Source organism: Pseudomonas sp. SK3(2021) (assembly GCF_016772375.1).
GTDB classification, from domain to species: domain Bacteria; phylum Pseudomonadota; class Gammaproteobacteria; order Pseudomonadales; family Pseudomonadaceae; genus Aquipseudomonas; species Aquipseudomonas chlororaphis_I.
Window position 1 is genome coordinate 5221727 of the sequence record NZ_CP061943.1, and the last position, 20544, is coordinate 5242270.

General features: G+C 63.5%; 17 protein-coding genes and 1 pseudogene. 13 read left to right on the plus strand and 5 right to left on the minus strand.

Annotated elements, in window-relative coordinates; translation table 11 throughout:
- Window positions 1-123: 123 nt before the first annotated feature.
- Window positions 124-2865 (minus strand): preprotein translocase subunit SecA, encoded by a 2742-nt coding sequence (gene secA / locus IF690_RS22955; protein WP_202697502.1) that lies wholly within the window; start codon window positions 2863-2865, stop codon window positions 124-126.
- Between the two features lie 306 nt (window positions 2866-3171).
- Between secA and IF690_RS22960 the strand changes: the two genes are divergently transcribed.
- Window positions 3172-3627 carry a DUF721 domain-containing protein gene (locus IF690_RS22960; RefSeq protein ID WP_007931160.1) on the plus strand — a complete coding sequence of 152 codons (456 nt, stop codon included), beginning with the start codon at window positions 3172-3174 and terminating at the stop codon, window positions 3625-3627.
- 15 nt (window positions 3628-3642) lie between these two features.
- Here IF690_RS22960 and IF690_RS22965 read toward each other — a convergent pair whose 3' ends face one another.
- Entirely contained in the window at window positions 3643-5130 is a 1488-nt protein-coding gene (locus IF690_RS22965) for a helicase HerA-like domain-containing protein (RefSeq protein WP_202701686.1), read from the minus strand.
- Window positions 5131-5310: 180 nt separating this feature from the next.
- Between IF690_RS22965 and IF690_RS29370 the strand changes: the two are divergent.
- From IF690_RS29370 to gpgF, 5 genes and pseudogenes are all read left to right on the plus strand, one after another.
- A pseudogene (locus IF690_RS29370) lies at window positions 5311-6342 on the plus strand (HAMP domain-containing protein); the annotation flags it as partial.
- Between the two features lie 93 nt (window positions 6343-6435).
- Window positions 6436-7200 carry a methyl-accepting chemotaxis protein gene (locus tag IF690_RS29375; protein ID WP_502710190.1) on the plus strand — a complete coding sequence of 255 codons (765 nt, stop codon included), beginning with the start codon at window positions 6436-6438 and terminating at the stop codon, window positions 7198-7200.
- A 171-nt stretch (window positions 7201-7371) separates the two neighbouring features.
- Window positions 7372-8493 (plus strand): N-acetylglucosaminyl phosphatidylglycerol synthase, encoded by a 1122-nt coding sequence (gene gpgS / locus IF690_RS22975; protein ID WP_202697504.1) that lies wholly within the window; start codon window positions 7372-7374, stop codon window positions 8491-8493.
- Window positions 8486-9262 carry an N-acetylglucosaminyl phosphatidylglycerol deacetylase gene (gpgD, locus tag IF690_RS22980; protein ID WP_202697505.1) on the plus strand — a complete coding sequence of 259 codons (777 nt, stop codon included), beginning with the start codon at window positions 8486-8488 and terminating at the stop codon, window positions 9260-9262. Before gpgS ends, gpgD begins: the two co-directional genes overlap by 8 nt.
- Window positions 9259-10254: a glucosaminyl phosphatidylglycerol flippase gene (gene gpgF, locus IF690_RS22985; RefSeq protein ID WP_202697506.1), complete on the plus strand. Its 996-nt coding sequence runs from the start codon at window positions 9259-9261 to the stop codon at window positions 10252-10254. The genes gpgD and gpgF overlap by 4 nt, the downstream gene beginning before the upstream one ends.
- Here the strand turns inward: gpgF and IF690_RS22990 are convergent.
- Complete coding sequence (locus IF690_RS22990) at window positions 10241-10423, minus strand: hypothetical protein (RefSeq protein ID WP_007931171.1); 183 nt, start codon at window positions 10421-10423, stop codon at window positions 10241-10243. The two genes, gpgF and IF690_RS22990, sit on opposite strands and share 14 nt — an antisense overlap.
- 94 nt (window positions 10424-10517) lie before the next feature.
- Window positions 10518-11366, minus strand: a complete 849-nt coding sequence (gene purU, locus IF690_RS22995; RefSeq protein WP_202697507.1) for a formyltetrahydrofolate deformylase — start codon at window positions 11364-11366, stop codon at window positions 10518-10520.
- Window positions 11367-11704: 338 nt separating this feature from the next.
- Between purU and mvaT the strand changes: the two genes are divergently transcribed.
- Window positions 11705-12079, plus strand: a complete 375-nt coding sequence (mvaT, locus tag IF690_RS23000) for a histone-like nucleoid-structuring protein MvaT (protein ID WP_007931174.1) — start codon at window positions 11705-11707, stop codon at window positions 12077-12079.
- Window positions 12080-12182: 103 nt separating this feature from the next.
- Here mvaT and sbcB read toward each other — a convergent pair whose 3' ends face one another.
- Entirely contained in the window at window positions 12183-13613 is a 1431-nt protein-coding gene (gene sbcB / locus IF690_RS23005; protein ID WP_202697508.1) for an exodeoxyribonuclease I, read from the minus strand.
- A 182-nt stretch (window positions 13614-13795) separates the two neighbouring features.
- Here sbcB and IF690_RS23010 point away from each other — a divergent pair, with 182 nt between their 5' ends.
- The 6 genes from IF690_RS23010 to IF690_RS23035 are packed head-to-tail and all read left to right on the plus strand — an operon-like array spanning window position 13796 to window position 20544.
- On the plus strand, window positions 13796-14518 hold the full coding sequence (locus IF690_RS23010; RefSeq protein ID WP_202697509.1) for an RDD family protein: 723 nt from the start codon (window positions 13796-13798) through the stop codon (window positions 14516-14518).
- Window positions 14515-15492, plus strand: a complete 978-nt coding sequence (locus IF690_RS23015; protein WP_202697510.1) for a stage II sporulation protein M — start codon at window positions 14515-14517, stop codon at window positions 15490-15492. The genes IF690_RS23010 and IF690_RS23015 overlap by 4 nt, the downstream gene beginning before the upstream one ends.
- Window positions 15479-17017 carry a DUF4129 domain-containing protein gene (locus IF690_RS23020; RefSeq protein WP_202697511.1) on the plus strand — a complete coding sequence of 513 codons (1539 nt, stop codon included), beginning with the start codon at window positions 15479-15481 and terminating at the stop codon, window positions 17015-17017. Before IF690_RS23015 ends, IF690_RS23020 begins: the two co-directional genes overlap by 14 nt.
- Window positions 17014-18177, plus strand: a complete 1164-nt coding sequence (locus IF690_RS23025) for a DUF4350 domain-containing protein (protein ID WP_202697512.1) — start codon at window positions 17014-17016, stop codon at window positions 18175-18177. Before IF690_RS23020 ends, IF690_RS23025 begins: the two co-directional genes overlap by 4 nt.
- Window positions 18174-19199, plus strand: a complete 1026-nt coding sequence (locus IF690_RS23030; RefSeq protein WP_202697513.1) for an AAA family ATPase — start codon at window positions 18174-18176, stop codon at window positions 19197-19199. The genes IF690_RS23025 and IF690_RS23030 overlap by 4 nt, the downstream gene beginning before the upstream one ends.
- A gap of 13 nt (window positions 19200-19212) precedes the next feature.
- Entirely contained in the window at window positions 19213-20544 is a 1332-nt protein-coding gene (locus tag IF690_RS23035) for a DUF58 domain-containing protein (protein ID WP_202697514.1), read from the plus strand.

Below are 20544 nucleotides of genomic sequence, written 5' to 3' on the forward strand. Positions count from 1 at the left end.
GAATGCGCTCCTCTTTAACGTGATGTGCGCACTGCCATCGCGAAAGGCAGTGCGGCGAATGGAAAAACGCCGCGACGGCTGATGCCGGTCGCGGCGCGGGTATTTCAGTGTCTGGCGAAAATCTTAGTTGATCTGGCCGTGACAGTGTTTGTACTTCTTGCCCGAACCGCAGTAGCACAGTTCGTTGCGGCCCAGTTTCTGCTCGTTGCGCACCGGAGCCGAGGCCAGGGCCACGTCGACATCGACGCCTTCTTCCAGCGCTTCCGGCTGTTCCAGGCCCGGGGCTTGGGCGTGCTCGAACTGCATGCGCTGAGCCAGCGCCTCGGCTTCCTGGCGCAGGCGCGCCTCTTCCTCGATCGGATCCTCGCGGCGGACCTGAACGTGCGACAGCACACGGATCGAGTCGCGCTTGATGGAGTCCAGCAGCTCGGAGAACAGGGTGAAGGACTCGCGCTTGTATTCCTGTTTCGGGTTCTTCTGCGCATAACCACGCAGGTGAATACCATGACGCAGGTGATCCATGGTCGACAGGTGGTCTTTCCACAGGTCGTCCAGGACGCGCAGGACGATTTGCTTCTCGAAGGTGCGCAGTGCTTCGGCACCGGCCTGGTCTTCTTTCTCGTTGTACGCCGCCACCAGCTCGTTCAGCAGCTTCTCGCGCAGGGTTTCCTCGTACAGGTGATCGTCTTCGTCGAGCCATTGCTGGATCGGCAAGGTCACACCGAAGTCGCTCTGCAACGCAGCTTCCAGACCGGCCACGTCCCACTGCTCAGGCAGCGATTGTGGAGGGATATGCGCGCTGACGGTAGCGTTGAGCACGTCCTGGCGGAAGTCGGAGATGGTCTCGCCGATGTTGTCCGCGGCCAGCAACGTGTTACGCATGTGATAGATCACTTTACGCTGTTCGTTGTTGACGTCGTCGAACTCGAGCAGTTGCTTGCGAATGTCGAAGTTGCGGCCCTCTACCTTGCGCTGGGCCTTTTCGATCGCGTTGGTCACCATGCGGTGCTCGATCGCTTCGCCGGACTGCATCCCCAGGGCCTTCATGAAGTTCTTCACCCGGTCGGAGGCGAAGATGCGCATCAGGCTGTCTTCCAGGGACAGGTAGAAACGGCTGGAACCGGCGTCGCCCTGACGACCGGCACGGCCACGCAGCTGGTTGTCGATACGGCGCGATTCGTGACGCTCGGACGCGATCACCTGCAGACCGCCAGACTCCAGCACCTGCTGGTGACGCTTCTGCCAGTCGGCCTTGATCTGGGCAATCTGCTCAGGGGTCGGGTTTTCCAGGGAGGCGACTTCGACTTCCCAGTTACCACCCAACAGGATGTCGGTACCGCGACCGGCCATGTTGGTGGCGATAGTCAGGGCGCCCGGACGGCCAGCCTGGGCAATGATTTCCGCTTCTTTTTCGTGGAACTTGGCGTTCAGGACCTTGTGCTCGATGCCTTCCTTCTGGAGCAGGTTGGACATGTGCTCGGAAGTTTCGATGGTCGCGGTGCCCACCAGAACCGGACGGCCCTGGGTCATGCACTCCTTGATGTCGTTGATGATCGCGGCGTACTTCTCCTCCGCGGTCAGGAACACCAGGTCGTTGTAGTCTTTACGAGCCAGCGGCTTGTTCGGCGGGATGACCACCACCTGCAGGCCGTAGATCTGATGGAACTCGAAGGCTTCGGTGTCCGCGGTACCGGTCATGCCGGACAACTTGGTGTACAGACGGAAGTAGTTCTGGAAGGTGGTCGACGCCAGGGTCTGGCTCTCGGCCTGAATGTTGAGGTTTTCCTTGGCTTCGATGGCCTGGTGCAGGCCCTCGGACAGACGGCGGCCCGGCATGGTACGACCGGTGTGCTCGTCCACCAGGACCACCTGGCCATCCTGGACGATGTACTCGACGTTGCGGTTGAACAGCTTGTGCGCGCGCAGACCGGCATAGACGTGGGTCAGCAGGCCCAGGTTGTGCGCCGAGTACAGGCTCTCGCCTTCCGCCAGCAGGCCGACCTGGGTCAGCATCTCTTCGATGAACTGGTGACCGGCTTCGTTGAGCTCGACCTGGCGGGTCTTCTCGTCGACGGTGAAATGACCGGCCTTGGTGACCTCGCCTTCCACTTCCTCGATGTGCTGTTCAAGGCGCGGGATCAGCTTGTTGATCTCGGTGTAGAGCTTGGAGCTGTCTTCGGCCTGGCCGGAGATGATCAGCGGGGTACGGGCCTCGTCGATCAGGATCGAGTCGACTTCGTCGATCACGGCAAAATTGAGCTCGCGCTGGAACTTGTCTTCCATGCTGAAAGCCATGTTGTCGCGCAGGTAGTCGAAACCGAATTCGTTGTTGGTGCCGTAGGTGATGTCGGCGGCGTAGGCAGCGCGCTTCTCTTCCGGCGGCTGGAACGGCGTGACCACGCCGACCGTCAGGCCGAGGAATTCATAGAGCGGGCGCATCCAGTTGGCGTCGCGGCGGGCCAGATAGTCGTTCACCGTGACCACGTGCACGCCCTTGCCGGACAGCGCATTGAGGTAAACGCCCAGTGTTGCCACCAGGGTCTTGCCTTCACCGGTACGCATTTCGGCGATCTTGCCTTCATGCAAGGTCATGCCGCCGATCAACTGTACGTCGAAGTGGCGCATTCCCATGACCCGCTTGCCGGCTTCGCGGGCGACCGCAAAGGCTTCGGGAAGCAGTTTGTCGAGGGATTCACCTTTGGCTATGCGGGCCTTGAACTCTGCAGTCTTGGCGCGCAACTGATCGTCCGAAAGGGCCACCATTTGCTCTTCGAAGGCATTGACGATCTGTACCGTCTTGAGCATGCGTTTGACTTCACGCTCGTTCTTGCTTCCAAAAAGTTTCTTTAACAAAGGCGCAAACATATCGGCAGGATCTTCCACACATAGGGATGGAGGGCGGCCCCGTGAGTCGCCCGTGCAGCCCTCATGGCCGCATGCGAACGAGTATTCTACCCGGAAACGATGGTGAGGAAAGTGGCGTTATTCCACGATGCTGGTACAGCGCTGTGACGGGGCTTACGTACAATAAGGTCTTTTGCGCCAGTTTCAACCCGGACGAGTACGAAGTTAACCATTGATTTAATGGATAAAGCCTCACCACAGCGATGAGCGAGGCCAGGCCAGCGCTTTCTGCTACCATGGCGGCTCTGTAACTTCAGGTGTCTGATCATGGCATTTCGCCCTCTTACGGCCAGAGCACCCGCCGTACTCCTTCGCGAAGCCAAGCCTCTCAAAGCCATACTCGGCCACGCCCAGCGCCTGGCGCATCTGCAGCGCCTGCTGGAAAGCCAGCTGCAACCGGCCGCGCGCGAGCACTGCCACGTTGCCTCCTGGCGCGAAGGCAGCCTGCTGCTGATCGTCACCGACGGCCATTGGGCAACGCGCCTGCGTTATCAGCAAAAACGCCTGCAACGCCAGCTTTTGGAATTCAATGAGTTCAACAATCTGACGCGGATTCTGTTCAAAGTGCAGCCTCCCACCGTGCAACGCGGTGCGGCCGGACATACCATGGACCTGTCGAGCAACGCCGCCGAGACCATTCAGGCCACTGCCGACGGCATCACCGATCCCAACCTGCGCGCCGCCCTGGAGCGCCTGGCCAGCCACGCCAAACCACGGGCGTAACTGGCCAGCCACCGATCAGCGGCGCTTGCTGCCACCCAACAGAGACCCCATCAGCCCGCGCACCAACTGCCGCCCCAACTGATTGGCGGCCTGGCGCATGGCGGACTTCAGGGCCTGACCGGCGGCGGTACCGAGGAACTCGCCGGCCCGATCGGTAAAGCTCGGCTCCTCGGCGGCCGGTTTGCCCGACGCAGCCTCGGCCTCCGGTGCCAGCCCCTTGCGTCCCATCAGCACTTCATAGGCCGACTCGCGGTCGATCGGTTTGTCATAACGGCCGACCAATGGCGAACTGTTGATCAGTGCCGCACGCTCGGTCTCGGTCAACGGCCCGATACGCGACTGCGGCGGTGCCACCAGTACGCGCTGGACCATCTCCGGCGTACCTTTTTCCTGCAAGGTACCGACCAGCGCCTCGCCAATTCCCAGTTCGGTGAGCACCGACAGGGCATCGAACGCCGGGTTCGGCCGGAAGCCGTCCGCCACGGCGCGCAAGGACTTCTGTTCCTTGGCGGTGAATGCCCGCAAGCCGTGCTGGACACGCAGCCCCAGTTGCGCCAGCACGTCGTCCGGCAAGTCGCCTGGCGACTGGGTGACGAAGTACACGCCCACGCCTTTGGAGCGGATCAGTCGCACCACCTGTTCCAGTCGGTCCTGCAACGCCTTGGGCGTGCCGGCGAACAATAGGTGGGCCTCGTCGAAAAACAGCGCCAGCAGCGGCTTTTCCGCATCACCGCGCTCCGGCAGTTGCTCGAACAGCTCGGCCAGCAGCCACAACAGGAAGGTTGCATAGACCTTGGGCGCCTCGTGCACCAGGCGGCTGGCGTCGAGCAGATGAATCCGCCCGCGCCCGTCACTGGCCGGCTGCAGGATGTCTTCCAGTTGCAGGGCCGGCTCGCCGAACAGGGCTTCGGCGCCCTGCTGCTCCAGGGTGGCCAGGCGCCGCAACAAGGCCTGGCTGGAGCCGGTGGTCATCAGCGCCGCGTCATCCCCCAGCAGTTGCGGATTGTCCTTGAGGTGGTTGAGCAACGCCTTGAGGTCTTTCAGGTCGAGCAGCAACAGGCCTTCGCGGTCAGCCACCTTGAATGCCGCATACAACGCCGATTGCTGGCTGTCGGTCAGTTCCAGCAGGCTGCCCAGCAGCAGCGGCCCCATTTCACTCAGGGTGGTCCGGAGCGGGTGGCCGGACTGCCCGTGAATGTCCCACAGCGTGACCGGATAAGCCTGGGGCTTGTGGTTCAGCCACGACATCCCGGTAATACGTTCGGCAACCTTGCCCTGGGGATTGCCTGCGGCGCCCAGGCCACACAGGTCACCCTTGATGTCCGCGGCGAACACCGCGACACCGGCATCGCTGAAGGCTTCCGCCAGTCGTTGCAAGGTGACGGTTTTCCCTGTCCCGGTAGCGCCTGCCACCAGCCCGTGACGATTTGCCAGGCGCATGGCCTGGGCAATCGGTTGCCCCGCGAGATCGGCACCGATAACGAGTTGCGATGAATCCGGCATTTTGTCACCCATGGTTAATCTTTAGCCTTGACCGGCCGATAGATCAGAAAAGACTGAAAAATAGGCCAGATAATTCCCCAAGGAGAGGTGGAAATATCAACTTACTTTCAACCCCGCCCATTTTGCGCGCTTTTATAAGAGCACGCTCGTGACATTAAGACCTAGCGGACACCACAAGCCATGAACAAAAACCTGCGCTTCAGCCATAAAATCCTGCTTGCCGCCGCCCTCATCGTGATTGCCGCCTTCGCTTCCTTCACGCTGTACAACGACTACTTACAGCGCAACGCGATCCGCGAAGACCTGGACAATTACCTGCATGAAATGGGCGATGTAACCGCGAGCAACATCCAGACCTGGCTCACCGGGCGCATCTTGCTGATCGAAAACCTGGCACAGAACCTGGCGATCGACCCGCAATCGAGCAAGGTCGCCAGCCTGCTCGAACAGAAGGCCCTGACCTCGACTTTCATGGCCTCCTACCTGGGCGATGCCAGCGGTAGCTTCACCATCCGCCCGGATGCAAAGATGCCCGACGGTTTCGACCCACGCGTTCGCCCCTGGTACAAGGGCGCCGAAAGCAGCAGCGGCTCGACCCTCACCGAACCCTATATAGATGCCGCCACCGGCCAGTTGATCATTTCCGTCGCCACCGCCTCGCGTAACGCCGGGCAGAGCATCGGCGTGGTGGGCGGCGACCTGAGCCTGCAGACCCTGGTCGAAACCCTCAATGCCCTGGATTTCGACGGCATGGGCTATGCCTTCCTGGTCAGCGCCGACGGCAAGATCCTGGTACACCCGGACAAGGCGCTGGTGATGAAGAGCCTGAGCGAGGCCTATCCGCAGAACACCCCACGCATCAGTGGCGATTTCAGCGAAATCGAAGTCGAGGGCAAGACCCGCATCGTCACCTTCGCCCCGATCAAGGGCCTGCCTTCGGTGAACTGGTACATCGGCCTGTCCGTGGACAAGGACAAGGCATTCTCGATGCTCAGCGAGTTCCGCGCCTCCGCCATCGTTGCCACCGTCATCGCCGTGGCTATCATCATCGCCCTGCTGGGCATGCTGATCCGGGTGCTGATGCAGCCCCTGCACATCATGACTCGCGCCATGCAGGACATCGCCGACGGCGAAGGCGACCTGACCCGTCGCCTGGCCGTCCAGAACCAGGATGAATTCGGCATCCTCGGCACTGCGTTCAACCGTTTCGTGGAGCGCATCCACGGTTCGATCCGCGAAGTCTCGTCGGCCACCGAGCACGTCAACGAAGTCGCCCTGCGGGTGGTCAGCGCCTCCAATTCGTCGATGCTCAACTCCGATGAGCAAGCCAGCCGCACCAACAGCGTGGCCGCGGCGATCAATCAGCTCGGCGCCGCCGCCCAGGAAATCGCCCGCAACGCCGCCCAGGCCTCGCAACAGGCCAGCGACGCGCGCAGCCTGGCCGAGGACGGCCAGCAGGTGGTGGACCGCAGCATCCTGGCGATGAACCAGCTGTCGGACATGATCAGCGCCTCCAGCAGCAACATCGAAACCCTCAACAGCAAGACCGTGAACATCGGGCAGATCCTCGAAGTCATCACCAGCATTTCCCAGCAGACCAACCTGCTGGCCCTCAACGCGGCCATCGAAGCGGCGCGGGCGGGTGAGGCCGGGCGCGGTTTTGCCGTGGTGGCCGATGAAGTGCGCAACCTGGCCCATCGCACCCAGGAATCGGCGCAACAGGTGCAGACCATGATCGAGGAACTGCAGGTCGGGGCCCGCGAGTCGGTCAGCACCATGAGCAACAGCCAGCGCCACAGCCAGGACAGCGTGGAGATCGCCAACCAGGCCGGCCAGCGCCTGAACAGCGTGACCCAGCGCATCGGCGAGATCGACGGCATGAACCAGTCGGTCGCCACCGCGACCGAGGAACAGACGTCGGTGGTGGAGTCGATCAACATGGACATCACCGAGATCAACACCCTGAACCAGGAAGGGGTGGAAAACCTGCAATCGACCCTGCGTGCCTGTTCCGACCTGGAGCAGCAGGCCGCACGCCTGAAGCAATTGGTCGGCAGCTTCCGCATCTGATCCCTTCAGCCACCCGGTGCCTGGGTAAAACCCAGGCACCGGAGCGGCGACAATCGCTCCTGTATCCGTAGCAAACCGTTCATCCAGGCGCTTCGCCAGCCACCACGGCATCCCGACCGAACATCTATCCTTGATAAGGGTCAACCCTAGGGAGAACAACGGATCGGAGGGATGATCATCGTGCATATCGCTGACATAACCATGTTCTACGCCCCTGCCAGCGGTGGCGTGCGCACCTATCTGGACGCCAAGCATCGTCGCCTGGGACGCCAACCAGGAATCCGCCACAGTTTGCTGATCCCCGGGGCCCATTTCGGCGAACGCGACGGCATCTATAAAGTCCCCGCTCCCGCCCTGCCCTTTGGCAAGGGCTACCGTTTTCCCCTGCGCCTGGGCCCCTGGCGCAATGTGCTCCATGACCTGCAACCGGACCTGATCGAAGTCGGCGACCCCTACCTCACCGCCTGGGCGGCCCTGGATGCCCGGCGCCAGTTGGATGTACCGGTGATCGGCTTTTATCACTCGGACCTGCCGCTGCTGGTCAGCAACCGCATGGGCCCCTGGCTCACCCCGAATGTCGAGGCCTACGTGCGCAAGCTGTACGGCAATTTCGATCGGGTCCTGGCCCCTAGCCAGGTCATGGCCGACAAACTGATCGGCCTGGGCGTACGCAATGTCTATGTGCAACCGCTGGGCGTGGACCTGCAGACCTTCCACCCGAGTCACCGCGACCCTGGCCTGCGCGCCGCACTGGGGATTGCCGAAGACCGCCGCCTGCTGATCTTTGCCGGTCGCGGCTCCAAGGAAAAGAACCTGCCGGTGCTGCTCAACTGCATGCAGCGCCTGGGCAAGCGCTACCACCTGTTGCTGGTGGGCTCGGCCATGCCGACCGCGGTGCCGGAGAATGTCACGGTAATCGACGAGTTCTGCCCGGCCCCTCAGGTCGCCCGCCTGATGGCCAGCGCCGACGCCCTGGTCCATGCCGGGGACCAGGAAACCTTTGGCCTGGTGATCCTGGAAGCCATGGCCAGCGGCATTCCCGTGGTCGCGGTGGCCGCCGGGGCCTTTCAGGAAATCGTCACCGCGGAAGCCGGCTTGCTCTGTGCGCCGAACAATCCGCTGGCGATGGACCATACCGTGCAAGAGCTGTTCGCCCAAGGCTGCGCCGAGCGAGGCCAACGGGCGCGCCGCCATGTCGAACGTCATTACGCCTGGGATACGGTGGTCGCCAGCCTGCTGGAACACTATCGCGCCGTGCTCGGCACCCAGCAGCCGATGCTGGCCCATGGTTGAGTCCGTCGGCGTGCCCAGCGTGCTGCTGGTGTTGCACGATGTCGCGCCACAAACCTGGATCGACTACCAACCCTTCGTCGAAGCCGTCGATGCCATGGGCAACGTGCCGATGACCTGGCTGGTGGTACCGGATTTTCACCGGCGCAACCCACTCGACGCTCATCCTGGTTTTCGCCGGCTGCTCGGCGCTCGCCTGGAACGGGGCGACGAATTGGTGCTGCACGGTTACTTCCATTGCGACGACGCTCCGCCACCATGCACCCCGTATGACTGGTTCATGCACCGCGTGTACACCCATGAGGGTGAGTTCTACAGTCTCTCGGAAAACGCTGCCCTGGCACGCCTGCATGCCGGCCTGGAACTGTTCCAGCGCTATAACTGGCCCCTGCAAGGGTTCGTCGCCCCCGCCTGGCTGATGAGCACGGGCACGCGCCAGGCCCTGCGCCAGTTGCCCCTGCGCTACACCAGCGGCCCGCAGCATCTGTACCGGCTGCCGGACTTCTCGTCGATCGCCGCCCCTGGGCTGGTGTGGAGCGCCCGCAGCGCCTGGCGCCGAAAGGCCTCCCGGCTCGTCAGCCTGCAACGTGAACGACGCTGGCAACAGGCACCCGTGATTCGCCTCGGCCTGCACCCGGTGGACATGCGTCACCCCGACTCACGCCAGTACTGGCTGGACACCCTCGAGCGCCTGCTGGAACAAGGACGAAATCCGCTGACCAAGGCCGACTGGCTCGACACCCAGCCGCCAAAGGCGCGCGGTACCCCATGAGCCGGGCGATCTGGCTGGCCATGGCCTTGCTGGCGGCGATCCTGGTGCCGCTGCTGCTGGGCGGTGGCGAACTGTGGTGGCGAGTCCAGCGTTTTTCCTTGCCGTTGCTGCTGGGCATGCTGAGCATGATCCTGCTGTGCTGGGTCATCAATTCGCTGCGCCTGAGCCTGCTGCTGGGCCGACACCGCGGTCAGCTGGGACGCTGGAAGAGCCTCGCGGTGGTGATGTCCACCGAGTTCGCCATCTGCGCCACGCCCGGCGGCAGTGGCGGCCCCCTGACCTTGATGGCCCTGCTGGCGCGCCACGGCGTGCGGCCGGCGCGCGGCAGCGCGGTGTTTGCCATGGATCAACTGAGCGACCTGCTGTTCTTCCTCTGCGCGCTGCTCGGGATCCTGTTCTACGCGCTGTTCCAGAACCTCAGCCAGCGCATGGAATGGCTGCTGGTCCTCAGCAGCCTTTCGCTGTTCGGCGGGTTATGCATCTGCCTGGCGATAGCCCGCTATCACCGTCGCCTGATCCTGCTCAGTGGCCATTTGCTTGCGCCTTTCAAGATTCGCCCTGTTACCCGTCGACATCGGGCGCGTAAATGGCTGCATTTCCTCAAGGCCTTCGGCGATAGCCTGAAACTGCCCTGGCAGACGCTGACGGGGGTCTTTGCCCTGACGTGCATGCATTGGGCACTGCGCTACAGCGTGCTGTACCTGGCGTTGCGCGGGCTGGGGGTGGACCTGCAATGGGCCTGGACCTTTCTGATCCAGATGCTCGCCCTGAGCGCAGGACAATTCAGCCTGCTGCCTGGCGGCGCGGGAGCGGCGGAGCTGACATCGGCGGCGCTGCTGGCGCCCATGGTGGGAAAATCGACGGCGGCCGCGGCCATCCTGATCTGGCGGGCCGTGACCTACTATTTCTATCTGCTCGCTGGCGGGCCGGTATTCCTGCTGATGGTCGGGCGCCCCTTGCTGCGCACCCTGATGAAGCTCAAGCAGGCTTAGGCGGTTCCGTATCCGGGGCATCCTGCTGCAACTGCTGCCACAACTCGGCGGCGCCAGGAAACTCGGTACCGTCCTCGGCGCTCATGTCGTCCGGGTCGTAGCGGCTCAGGCAGCCCTCGCCGAGGGTGGCGGGTGCCTTGGATGTGGCTTTATCCAGTGGATCACTCATCGGCCGATCCTCATGAAAAATCGCCGGGCCTGGAGCTTGGATGCCCGGGCCCGGCGGATTCGATCAGAGCATTTTTTGATCAGAGCACTCTCGATCAGAACACTACAGTCTTGTTGCCGTGCACCAGCACGCGGTCTTCCAGGTGGTAGCGCAGGCCGCGGGCCAGGACCATCTTCTCGACGTCACGACCGAAACGCACCATGTCTTCGATGCTGTCGCTGTGGCTGACACGGACCACGTCCTGCTCGATGATCGGGCCGGCGTCCAACTCCTCGGTCACGTAGTGGCAGGTCGCGCCGATGAGTTTCACACCACGCAGGGAAGCCTGGTGGTAAGGCTTGGCGCCGACGAAGGACGGCAGGAAGCTGTGGTGGATGTTGATCACCTTGTGCGCGTATTCGCTGCACAGCTCCGGCGGCAGGATTTGCATGTAGCGCGCCAGTACCACCACTTCGGCGTCGTGCTGCTTGACCAGGCGCGAGACCTCGGCGAACGCTGGCTCCTTGTCCTGTGGGTTGACCGGCACGTGGTAATAAGGAATGCCATGCCACTCGACCATGCTGCGCAAGTCGTCGTGGTTGGAAATCACACAGGAGATTTCGCAGTCGAGTTCGTCGCTGTGCCAGCGGTGCAGCAGGTCCGCCAGGCAATGGGACTCGCGGCTGGCCATCAACACCACGCGCTTCTTCTGCGCGGTATCGGTGATGCGCCAGTCCATCGAGAACTCTTCGGCAATCGGCGCAAAGGCTTCACGAAAGGCTTCAAGGCCGAACGGCAAAGAGTCGGCACGTATTTCGTGACGCATGAAGAACCAGCCACTCAGGTTATCCGAGTGGTGACTGGCTTCAGTGATCCAGCCGTTGTGGGACGCCAGAAAGTTACTGACTTTGGCAACGATGCCAACGCGGTCCGGGCAAGAAATCACCAACCGAAAAGTGCGCATGAGGGGGAAACTCCAGAACTTCGCAAAGGCCGCCATTCTAGCGATTGCGCGACAAAACTGCAGTATTCGTGATGTCGGAATCCGATTCCTCCGAGCCGCCTGCAAGGCTCATACCCGATGCGAGCGGGAAAACAGTGACACTTGAAAATAGTCCTATAACTCTTTGGGAAATATTCCTGCGGACTCGTTCACAACATTTAACTCATCACTCAGCTTCTTTGCTAAACACTCTAATCAAATTAAATAAAAGCCGGCTTTATTGTTTACTTGGGGAAACTGTCTGACTATTATTACACCACTGTCACCTGCCACTCAGCACTCAACATAAGGCAATTCTCATGTCCCTGATCAACGAATACCGCGCCACAGAAGAAGCTATCAAAGAGCTGCAAGCCCGTTTGAAGAACCTGTCGCAAGACGACAAACTGCAAGCCGAGCTGGAATTCGAAGGCAAACTGCGCGCCCTGATGGGTGAATACTCCAAGTCCCTGCGCGACATCATCGCGTTGCTGGATCCGGACTCGAAAGTTAAGGCGCCACGTGTTGCCGCCAAAACTACCGGCACCAAGCGCGCGCGCAAGGTCAAACAATACAAGAACCCACACAACGGCGAAGTCATCGAAACCAAGGGTGGCAACCACAAGACCCTGAAAGAGTGGAAAGCCAAGTGGGGCGGCGACGTGGTCGAAGGCTGGGCAACCCTGCTGGGTTAAGCCCTACGCCCGTCACAGAGGGATTTGCGACCTTATGAAAAACGCCAGCTTGCTGGCGTTTTTTTGTTTCCGGCACATACCCGAAATGTTCTAAGCCGAACAATCAAAGGCCGAAACGCAGCGCCAGCGACCGGCTGTAATCCTGCCACTCATCCAGCACCTGACGCTGAATCGATGTAGCGCTCGCCAGTAGTTCGGCAGCCGCCCGATTGAAACTTTCCAGGGTATTCGGCGCCCCCCACTGCGGGTCGCACAGGCGCTGCTGACAGAATGTTTTCCAGCGCTCTTGCTCCTCCCCGTTCAAGGTTTCAGGAAAGTTACGGGCGCGATAACGAAATAATAATTCCGGCAAACGTTCATCATCGAACGGCCATTGCTCTTGCCCTAAATGAAGCGGCTCGGCATTGCGCACTTGTTCGCATAAGCGCCGGTCGCGATCACCGATAAAACCGTCGTACAACTGCTGCTCGGGATCGAGGCTGGGGGCAAAATCCTCGCGGCCATAAATAGCCGCAAGTTTATCCCGCCAAACTTCTTGTGCGTCACTTAGCCGCAGCGCCCGGGCCTTATATTCCGCCATGTCCAGTTGCAAACGCTGCTGGTCCTCGCCCCGCAATACATTCAGCGGCGCGACGACCGGACAGCGGTTGATATGGATCAGCTTCAACGGCACCGGCAACTCACCTTCGGCCAGGTCTTCGCGGCGGGTATACAAGCGCTGGCGCAACGTCTCGGCGTCCAGGTCGAGCAATCCCTGCGGGTCCAGGTGCAGGTCGCAGACAATCAGGGCGTTGCGATTGCGCGGGTGCCAGGCCAGCGGCAGGACCACGCCGACATAACTGCGCGCCGCGGAAAAGCGTCCGGAAATATGCACCAGCGGTTGCAGCAGGCGGATCTGGTCCATGACTTTCTGTTTGCTGCGCAGCTGGAACAGCCATTCATACAACTTCGGCTGCTTGTCGCGAATCAACTTGGCCAAGGCAATGGTGGCGCGCACATCGGACAGGGCTTCGTGGGCATGCCCATGATCGATACCATTGGCGGCGGTCAGGCGCTCCAGCTTCAGGGTCACCCGCCCTTCCTCGTCCCGTGGCCAGACGATCCCTTCCGGGCGCAAGGCATAGGCGGTACGCACCACATCGATCAGGTCCCAGCGGCTGTTGCCGCCTTGCCACTCGCGGGCGTAAGGGTCGAAGAAATTCCGGTACAGGCTGTAGCGGGTCATCTCGTCGTCGAAGCGCAGCGTGTTATAGCCGGCGCCACAGGTGCCCGGCGCCGCCAGCTGGGCGTACACCCGGGTCATGAAATCGGCTTCGCACAGCCCCTGCTCGGCCAGCCGGCCCGGGGTAATACCCGTGATCATGCAGGCCGCCGGATGGGGCAGGATGTCGTCGCTGGGCTGACAATAGAGATTGACCGGTTCGCCGATCTCGTTGAGCTCGAAATCGGTGCGAATCCCTGCCACCTGCAACGGCCGGTCGCAGCGCGGGTTGATGCCGGTGGTTTCGTAGTCGTACCAGAAGATGGAAGTCACGGGCTGTTCCTGAGCAAAAGACCGGCAAAGTCTAGGCGCTTGGCACCGGCCGCGGCCAGCCTTCTTGCGCTTCAAGGGTAACGGCGCACGTCACGCGGGACAGTTAATGATGTCGTTCGCCCCTCCGACACTGCTAGCATCAGACGGTCATCCACCGCCACCAGGCCAGCCTCACGTTGCCTATGCTCGAGACGACAGCACTGCCAGGGAAAGCATTGCCCCCGCCGCTGGACACCCGCTACCAGGTCGAAACGCCAGAAGGCATCGACCTGCCGCTGCGACCGGCGGGGCTGATGTCGCGCGCCCTGGCCTTTGCCATCGACCTGGGCTTTCGTGGCCTGATCCTCGGCATGCTGTTTATTGTCCTGGGGTTTCTCGGGCAGCTCGGCATGGGGCTGGGCTCGATCCTGCTGTTTCTGGTCAGTTGGTGGTACATGGTGCTGTTCGAGGTATTGAACCAGGGCTGCTCGCCCGGCAAGCAACTGATGGGCCTGCGGGTCGTGCAGGACGATGGCACGCCCATCGGCTGGGGCCCTTCCCTGACCCGCAACCTGCTGCGTTTTGTCGACATGCTGCCGTTCGGTTATTTCCTCGGCGCCATCAGTTGCCTGCAGCATCCGACCTTCAAGCGCCTCGGTGACCTGGCCGCCGGCACGCTGGTGATCTACCGCGAGCAGCCGGTAGTCCGCCCGACCTTGCCGGCCGTGCCCGCCAAAACCGCCGCCTTCGCCCTGAGCCTGGCCGAACAGCGGGCCATCCTCAGCTTCGCCGAACGCCAGGAGCAACTGTCCGCGCAGCGGGTCCAGGAACTGGCCGCCCTGCTCGCCGAGCCCTTGCATGTAACGCCCGCACAGGCCTGCGCCGAACTCAACGGTATCGCCCGCGGGCTGCTGGGGTCGACATGAAACAGAGCCTGTTCGAAAGCCGTCATCAAGCCTTGTGGCAGCGCCTGCGCGAACAGCTCGAGCAACTGGAACGTGGCCAGGCGACGCCCGAGACCTGCGCCCGCTTCCCTGAGGATTACCGCCGTTTGTGCCAGCACCTGGCCCTGGCCCAGGAGCGCGGCTACAGCAGTTTCCTGGTCGACCCGCTGCAGCAGCTGGCGCTACGTGGCCATCAGCAGCTCTATCGCCAGCGCAGCCCGTTGGGCGCCCGGGTCCTGGGCTTCATCCTGGCCGGTTTCCCGCAGTTGGTGCGCGAACAGTGGCGCTTCGTCCTGGCCGCCAGCCTGGTGTTCTTTGGCAGCCTGCTGGGTATCGGCCTGCTGGTGTACCTGGTGCCCGAGCTGATCTACAGCGTGGTCAGCCCGCAGCAGGTGGCCGAGATGCAACGCCTCTACGATCCGGACGCCAGTCGCCTGGGCCGGCTGGCCAACCGGGCCGCCGGCGAAGACTGGATGATGTTCGGCTACTACATCATGAACAACATCGGCATCGCCTTTCAGACCTTTGCCAGCGGCCTGCTGTTCGGCCTGGGGAGCCTGTTCTTCCTGTTCTTCAACGGCCTGACCATCGGCGCGGTGGCCGGCCACCTGACCCAGATCGGCTATGGCGCCACCTTCTGGTCGTTTGTCATCGGCCACAGCGCCTTCGAGCTCAGCGCCATCGCCCTGGCCGGCGCGGCGGGGCTGAAAATGGGCTGGTCGCTGATCGCCCCCGGGCGCCTGCCCCGCGGCGAAGCCTTGCTGCTGGCCGCGCGCACCAGCGTGCAGTTGATCTGCGGGGTCATTCTGTTCCTGCTGATCGCCGCGTTTATCGAAGCCTATTGGTCCTCCCTGACCTGGCCCGCGGCCTGGATCAAATACCTGGTCGGCGGCGCCTGCTGGCTGCTGGTCCTGGCCTACCTGATATTGGCTGGACGCCGTCATGCGCCTGAGTGAAGCCAGCGTGGTGATTCGCCCGCGCACGACCTGGGAAGCCATGGACCTGGGCGTGCTGCTGAGCCAGCGCCACCGGCGCCTGCTGATGACCAGTTGGGCGCTGATCACCCTGCCGGTGTTCGCCCTGCTCAGCCTGCTGCTCTGGGACTCGCCCACCCTCGCCCTGCTGCTGTTCTGGTGGCTCAAGCCGGCCTTCGAACGGCTGCCGCTGCATATCCTCGCCAAGGCCCTGTTCGGCGACACCCCGACCTTGCGCCAGGCCCTGCGCCAATGGCCCAGGCTGCTCAAGCCGCAACTGCTGGCCAGCCTGACCTGGCGGCGCCTGAGTTTGAGCCGCAGCTTCATCATGCCCGTGGTGCAACTCGAGGGCCTGAGCGGCGAGGCGCTCCAGCAGCGGGTGCGGGTGCTGCAACAGCGCAACGCCAGGGCCGCACACTGGCTGACCCTGATCGGCGTGCACCTGGAAGGCACCCTGTGGATCGGCCTGCTGATGCTGTTCTATCTGCTGCTGCCACAGCAGATCGAACTGGACTGGGACTGGCAGACGTTGATCGCCGCCGCCGAGCAGGACTGGCTCTGGCTTGAACACCTGACCAATGCCTTTTATGCGCTGATCCTGATTGTCTGGGAGCCGGTGTACGTCGCCTGCGGCTTCAGCCTCTACCTCAACCGCCGCACGCTGCTGGAAGCCTGGGACATCGAGTTGGTGCTGCGCCGCCTGCGGCAGCGCTTGAGCGGCGTTGCCGTGCTACTGGTCCTGGGCAGCCTGAGCCTGCTGCCCCTGGCGCCCGAGGCCTGGGCCGCCGAGCCGGCCGCCGCGCCCGACAGCCCGCGCCTGCTGGAACAACCGCTGACCAGCCAGGCCGCGAAAGACAGCATCAACCAGATCCTCGACCAGCCGCCCTTCAAGAACCCGCAGACCGTGACCCGTTACCGGTTCGCCGAAGACAGCCCGAAAAACGCTGAACAAACCGAGCTGCCGGGCTGGCTCAAGGTCTTGACCGATCGGCTCGACAGCAGCGTCTTCGGTGCCGCGGCCAAGGCCCTGGAGATCCTGCTCTGGGCCCTGCTGCTGGGAGTGCTGGCCTTGCTGGTGTGGCGTCATCGTGAGTGGCTGCGGGCTTTTGTCGGCCGTCGAGCGCTGCCTGGCAAGATCCCCGCGCGAGCCGCTCCGCAACAGTTGTTCGGCCTGGACCTCGACCCCGACGTCTTGCCCGAGGATGTCGCCAGCGCTGCCGAAGCGCTCTGGCCACAGCAGCCTCGCGAAGCCCTCGGGCTGTTGTACCGCGCGCTGCTGAGCCGGCTCCTGCATGACTTCCGCCTGCCGCTGAAACCGGCGGACACCGAGGGCCAGGTCCTTGAACAGGTCAAGGCCTTGCAGTTGCCCCAGCTCCAGGCGTTCAGCAGCAGCCTGACCCTGCACTGGCAAAACCTGGCCTACGGTCATCGCCTGCCACCCGCGCAGTTGAAGCAGGAACTGTGCGATGGCTGGCGGACCTTGTTCGGCCCCGGAGCCCCACGATGAACCGGCGCCTGCTGCCGCTGCTCGCACTGCTGGTCGCCGGCCTGTTCGGCGGCTTGCTGCTGTACCTCTACCTCAACGCCCGGCCCTATCAGGAAACCATCGATCACGGCCCTTCCCCGCAAGCCCGCGCCAACCCTTACCTGGCGGCGGAAATGTTCCTGCGCCAGCGCGGCTTGCAGGTCCACCACGCCAATGGCCTGGAGGTGCTGCCGACCCTCAAGCCTGCGCAGCACAGCCTGTTGCTGCTGGGCGAGCGCTCGAACATGACGCCGCAGCAGGTCGAGCAACTGCTGGACTGGGCCAGGGCCGGCGGGCGCCTGCTGTTCGTCGCCGAAGCATTGTGGAACAAAGAGGCCGGACGCAGTGGCGACCTGTTGCTCGATCGCCTGCACCTGCGCCAGTTCCTCAGCAAGGACCTCAAAGCCCCCCCGCCCGGCGCCGGCAAAGAGCCCTACCCGAAACTGACCAAGCTCTACCTGGAAGACGAAGACGCGCCGGCCTACATCGGTTTCGATACCGACTTTCACCTGGAAGACCCGGACAACCTCGCCCAGTCCTGGGCCAACAGCGCCCGGGCGACCCACATGATGCAACTGAGCTACGGCCAGGGTTCGGTGACCGTGCTCACCGATGCCGAGATCTGGAAGACCCCGCTCATCGCCAAATACGACAACGCCTGGCTGCTCTGGTACCTGAGCGCCGACAGCGACGTCACCCTGCTGTTCGACACCGATCACGACAGCCTCTGGAGCCTGCTACTGGAGTATTTCCCGCAGGCGCTGGTGGCCCTGGCGGCACTGCTCGGCCTGTGGCTGTGGCATGTCGGGGTTCGCCACGGACCGATGCAGGCCCCGATGCCCAGGGCCCGACGCCAGTTGCGCGAGCACCTGCAAGCCAGCGCCCACTTCCTGCTGCGCCATACCGGCCAGCAAGGGCTGCTGCAGGCCCTGCGCCAGGACATCCTGCGCCGCGCCCAGCATCGTCATCCCGGCTTCGAACGACTCACTGCCGCCGAACAAGGGCAGGTACTGGCCCGCCTCACCCGGCAACCGGACAGCATCATCAGCCAGGCCCTGGCTCCCCAGTCGGTACGACACCTTTCCAGCGCCGACTTCAGCCGCCTGATCACCCACCTGCAAACTCTCAGGAATGCCCTATGAGCGACCTCCCCGCCGAACCGCTTCCCGCCACCGAGCCCGGTCATGCGCAAGCGCATGCCGCCCAGCAACGCCAGCGCGCCAGCCAGCTGGCCCAGGCCCTGCGCCACGAGCTGCAAAAGGTCGTGATCGGCCAGGACGCGGTGATCGACGACGTGCTCACCGCCCTGATCGCCGGCGGCCACGTGCTGCTCGAAGGCGTGCCGGGGCTGGGCAAGACCTTGCTGGTGCGCGCCCTGGCCCGTTGTTTTGGCGGCGAGTTCGCGCGCATCCAGTTCACCCCGGACCTGATGCCCAGCGATGTCACCGGCCATGCGGTCTACGACCTGCAGACCGAGCAGTTCAAGCTGCGCAAGGGCCCCTTGTTCACCAACCTGCTGCTGGCCGACGAGATCAACCGCGCGCCGGCCAAGACCCAGGCCGCCCTGCTCGAAGCCATGCAGGAACGCCAGGTCACCCTCGAAGGCCGGGCGCTGCCCATCGCCCAGCCCTTCATGGTCCTGGCCACGCAGAACCCGATCGAACAGGAAGGCACCTACCCGCTGCCGGAATCCGAACTCGACCGCTTCATGCTCAAGCTGCGCATGGATTACCCGGACAGCGACCAGGAATCGGACATGGTCCGCCAGGTCACCCGCTCGCCCCGGGCCGACATGCTCGACGTGCAGCCGCTGCGCACCCTGCTGCAGGCCAAGGATGTGCTGGCCCTGCAACGGATCGCCAGCGACCTGCCGCTGGACGAGCAGGCCCTCGACTACGCCGTGCGGCTGGCCCGGGCCACCCGCAGCTGGCCGGGACTGACCCTCGGCGCCGGGCCGCGCGCGTCGATCGCCCTGGTCCGCGGGGCACGGGCCAGGGCCTTGCTGCGCGGCGGCGAGTTCGTCATTCCCGACGACATCAAGGGCTGCGCCCTGGCGGTGCTGCGCCATCGCGTGCGGATCGCCCCGGAGCTGGATATCGAAGGCCTGTCGGTGGAGCAAGTGCTCAAGCAACTGCTCGATCAAGTACCGGCGCCGCGACTGTGAGCCCGCCGAAGTGATGAAACCCTCACGCCTGTTCCTGACCTGGCTTGGCGTACTGTTGGTGCTGGACGTGCTGCTCGGCGCCGCGCGCGCCTACGGCCTGGCGGTCGCGGCCAACCTGCAAGCGATTGCCTGGGGCCTGCTCCTGGCCCTGTTGCTGCTGGCCATGCTGGACGCCTTCCGGCTCAGGCGCCTGCCTTCGCCCCAGCTCCGGCGCCAGTTGCCTGGCAGCCTGCCCCTGGGCCGCTGGAGCGAAGTGCGCCTGGAGGTTCGCCACGACTTTACCCAACCGCTGACCCTGGAGTTGTTCGATCATGTGCCGGACGGCCTGGGCTTCGAGTACCTGCCGCAGTCACTGCTCCTGGAGCCGGGCCAGTCGCAGGCGCTGGGTTATCGGGTGCGTCCGCTCAAGCGCGGCCATTTCAACTTCGAGCGCTGTGAGGTCAGCCTGCCCAGCCCGCTGGGCCTGTGGTCGGCGCGTCGGTTGCTGAAGCTCAACGACAGCACGCGCGTCTACCCGGATTTCGCCCGCCTCTACGGCGCCCGGCTATTGGCCGTCGACAACTGGCTGAACCAGATCGGCGTACGGCAACAGCCGCGTCGTGGCCTGGGCCTGGAGTTCAACCAGCTGCGCGAGTTTCGCGAGGGCGACAGCCTGCGCCAGATCGACTGGAAAGCCACCGCCCGGCAACGCACACCGATTGCCCGCGAGTACCAGGACGAACGCGACCAGCAGATCGTCTTCATGCTCGACTGCGGTCGGCGCATGCGCAGCCAGGACGGTGAACTGGCGCATTTCGACCATGCGCTCAACGCCTGCCTGCTGCTCAGTTATGTCGCCTTGCGCCAGGGCGACGCGGTGGGCCTGAGCACCTTTGCCGGCGAACGCCGCCGCTACCTGGCGCCGGTCAAGGGCGCGAGCCAGTTGAGCGCCCTGCTCAACACTGTCTACGACCTGGACAGCAGCCAGCGCTGCGCCGACTTCCAGGCCGCCGCCAGCGAGCTGCTGGCGCGGCAGAAGCGCCGGGCCCTGGTGGTGCTGGTGACCAACCTGCGGGATGAGGACGACGAGGAACTGCTGACCGCGGTCAAGCGCCTCGGGCGCCAGCACCGGGTACTGGTGGCCAGCCTGCGCGAGGAAGTCCTCGATCAGTTGCGCCAGGCGCCCGTGCATAACCTGCCCGACGCCCTGACTTACTGCGGCACGATCAATTACCTGAATGCCCGTACCGACCTGCATGAGCGCCTGAGCGCCCAGGGCGTCGCCCTGCTCGATGTACGGCCGGGTGAACTGGGGGCGGAACTGGTGACCCGTTACCTCAGTTGGAAAAAGGCCGGGACGCTGTAA

Bases quoted from the DNA above. Each gene is read 5' to 3' on its own strand.
- secA (WP_202697502.1), bottom strand. From the start codon at position 2,865: ATGTTTGCGCCTTTGTTAAAGAAACTTTTTGGAAGCAAGAACGAGCGT.
- IF690_RS22960 (WP_007931160.1), top strand. From the start codon at position 3,172: ATGGCATTTCGCCCTCTTACGGCCAGAGCACCCGCCGTACTCCTTCGC.
- IF690_RS22965 (WP_202701686.1), bottom strand. From the start codon at position 5,130: ATGCCGGATTCATCGCAACTCGTTATCGGTGCCGATCTCGCGGGGCAA.
- IF690_RS29375 (WP_502710190.1), top strand. From the start codon at position 6,436: ATGCTCAACTCCGATGAGCAAGCCAGCCGCACCAACAGCGTGGCCGCG.
- gpgS (WP_202697504.1), top strand. From the start codon at position 7,372: ATGATCATCGTGCATATCGCTGACATAACCATGTTCTACGCCCCTGCC.
- gpgD (WP_202697505.1), top strand. From the start codon at position 8,486: ATGGTTGAGTCCGTCGGCGTGCCCAGCGTGCTGCTGGTGTTGCACGAT.
- gpgF (WP_202697506.1), top strand. From the start codon at position 9,259: ATGAGCCGGGCGATCTGGCTGGCCATGGCCTTGCTGGCGGCGATCCTG.
- IF690_RS22990 (WP_007931171.1), bottom strand. From the start codon at position 10,423: ATGAGTGATCCACTGGATAAAGCCACATCCAAGGCACCCGCCACCCTC.
- purU (WP_202697507.1), bottom strand. From the start codon at position 11,366: ATGCGCACTTTTCGGTTGGTGATTTCTTGCCCGGACCGCGTTGGCATC.
- mvaT (WP_007931174.1), top strand. From the start codon at position 11,705: ATGTCCCTGATCAACGAATACCGCGCCACAGAAGAAGCTATCAAAGAG.
- IF690_RS23010 (WP_202697509.1), top strand. From the start codon at position 13,796: ATGCTCGAGACGACAGCACTGCCAGGGAAAGCATTGCCCCCGCCGCTG.
- IF690_RS23015 (WP_202697510.1), top strand. From the start codon at position 14,515: ATGAAACAGAGCCTGTTCGAAAGCCGTCATCAAGCCTTGTGGCAGCGC.
- IF690_RS23020 (WP_202697511.1), top strand. From the start codon at position 15,479: ATGCGCCTGAGTGAAGCCAGCGTGGTGATTCGCCCGCGCACGACCTGG.
- IF690_RS23025 (WP_202697512.1), top strand. From the start codon at position 17,014: ATGAACCGGCGCCTGCTGCCGCTGCTCGCACTGCTGGTCGCCGGCCTG.
- IF690_RS23030 (WP_202697513.1), top strand. From the start codon at position 18,174: ATGAGCGACCTCCCCGCCGAACCGCTTCCCGCCACCGAGCCCGGTCAT.
- IF690_RS23035 (WP_202697514.1), top strand. From the start codon at position 19,213: ATGAAACCCTCACGCCTGTTCCTGACCTGGCTTGGCGTACTGTTGGTG.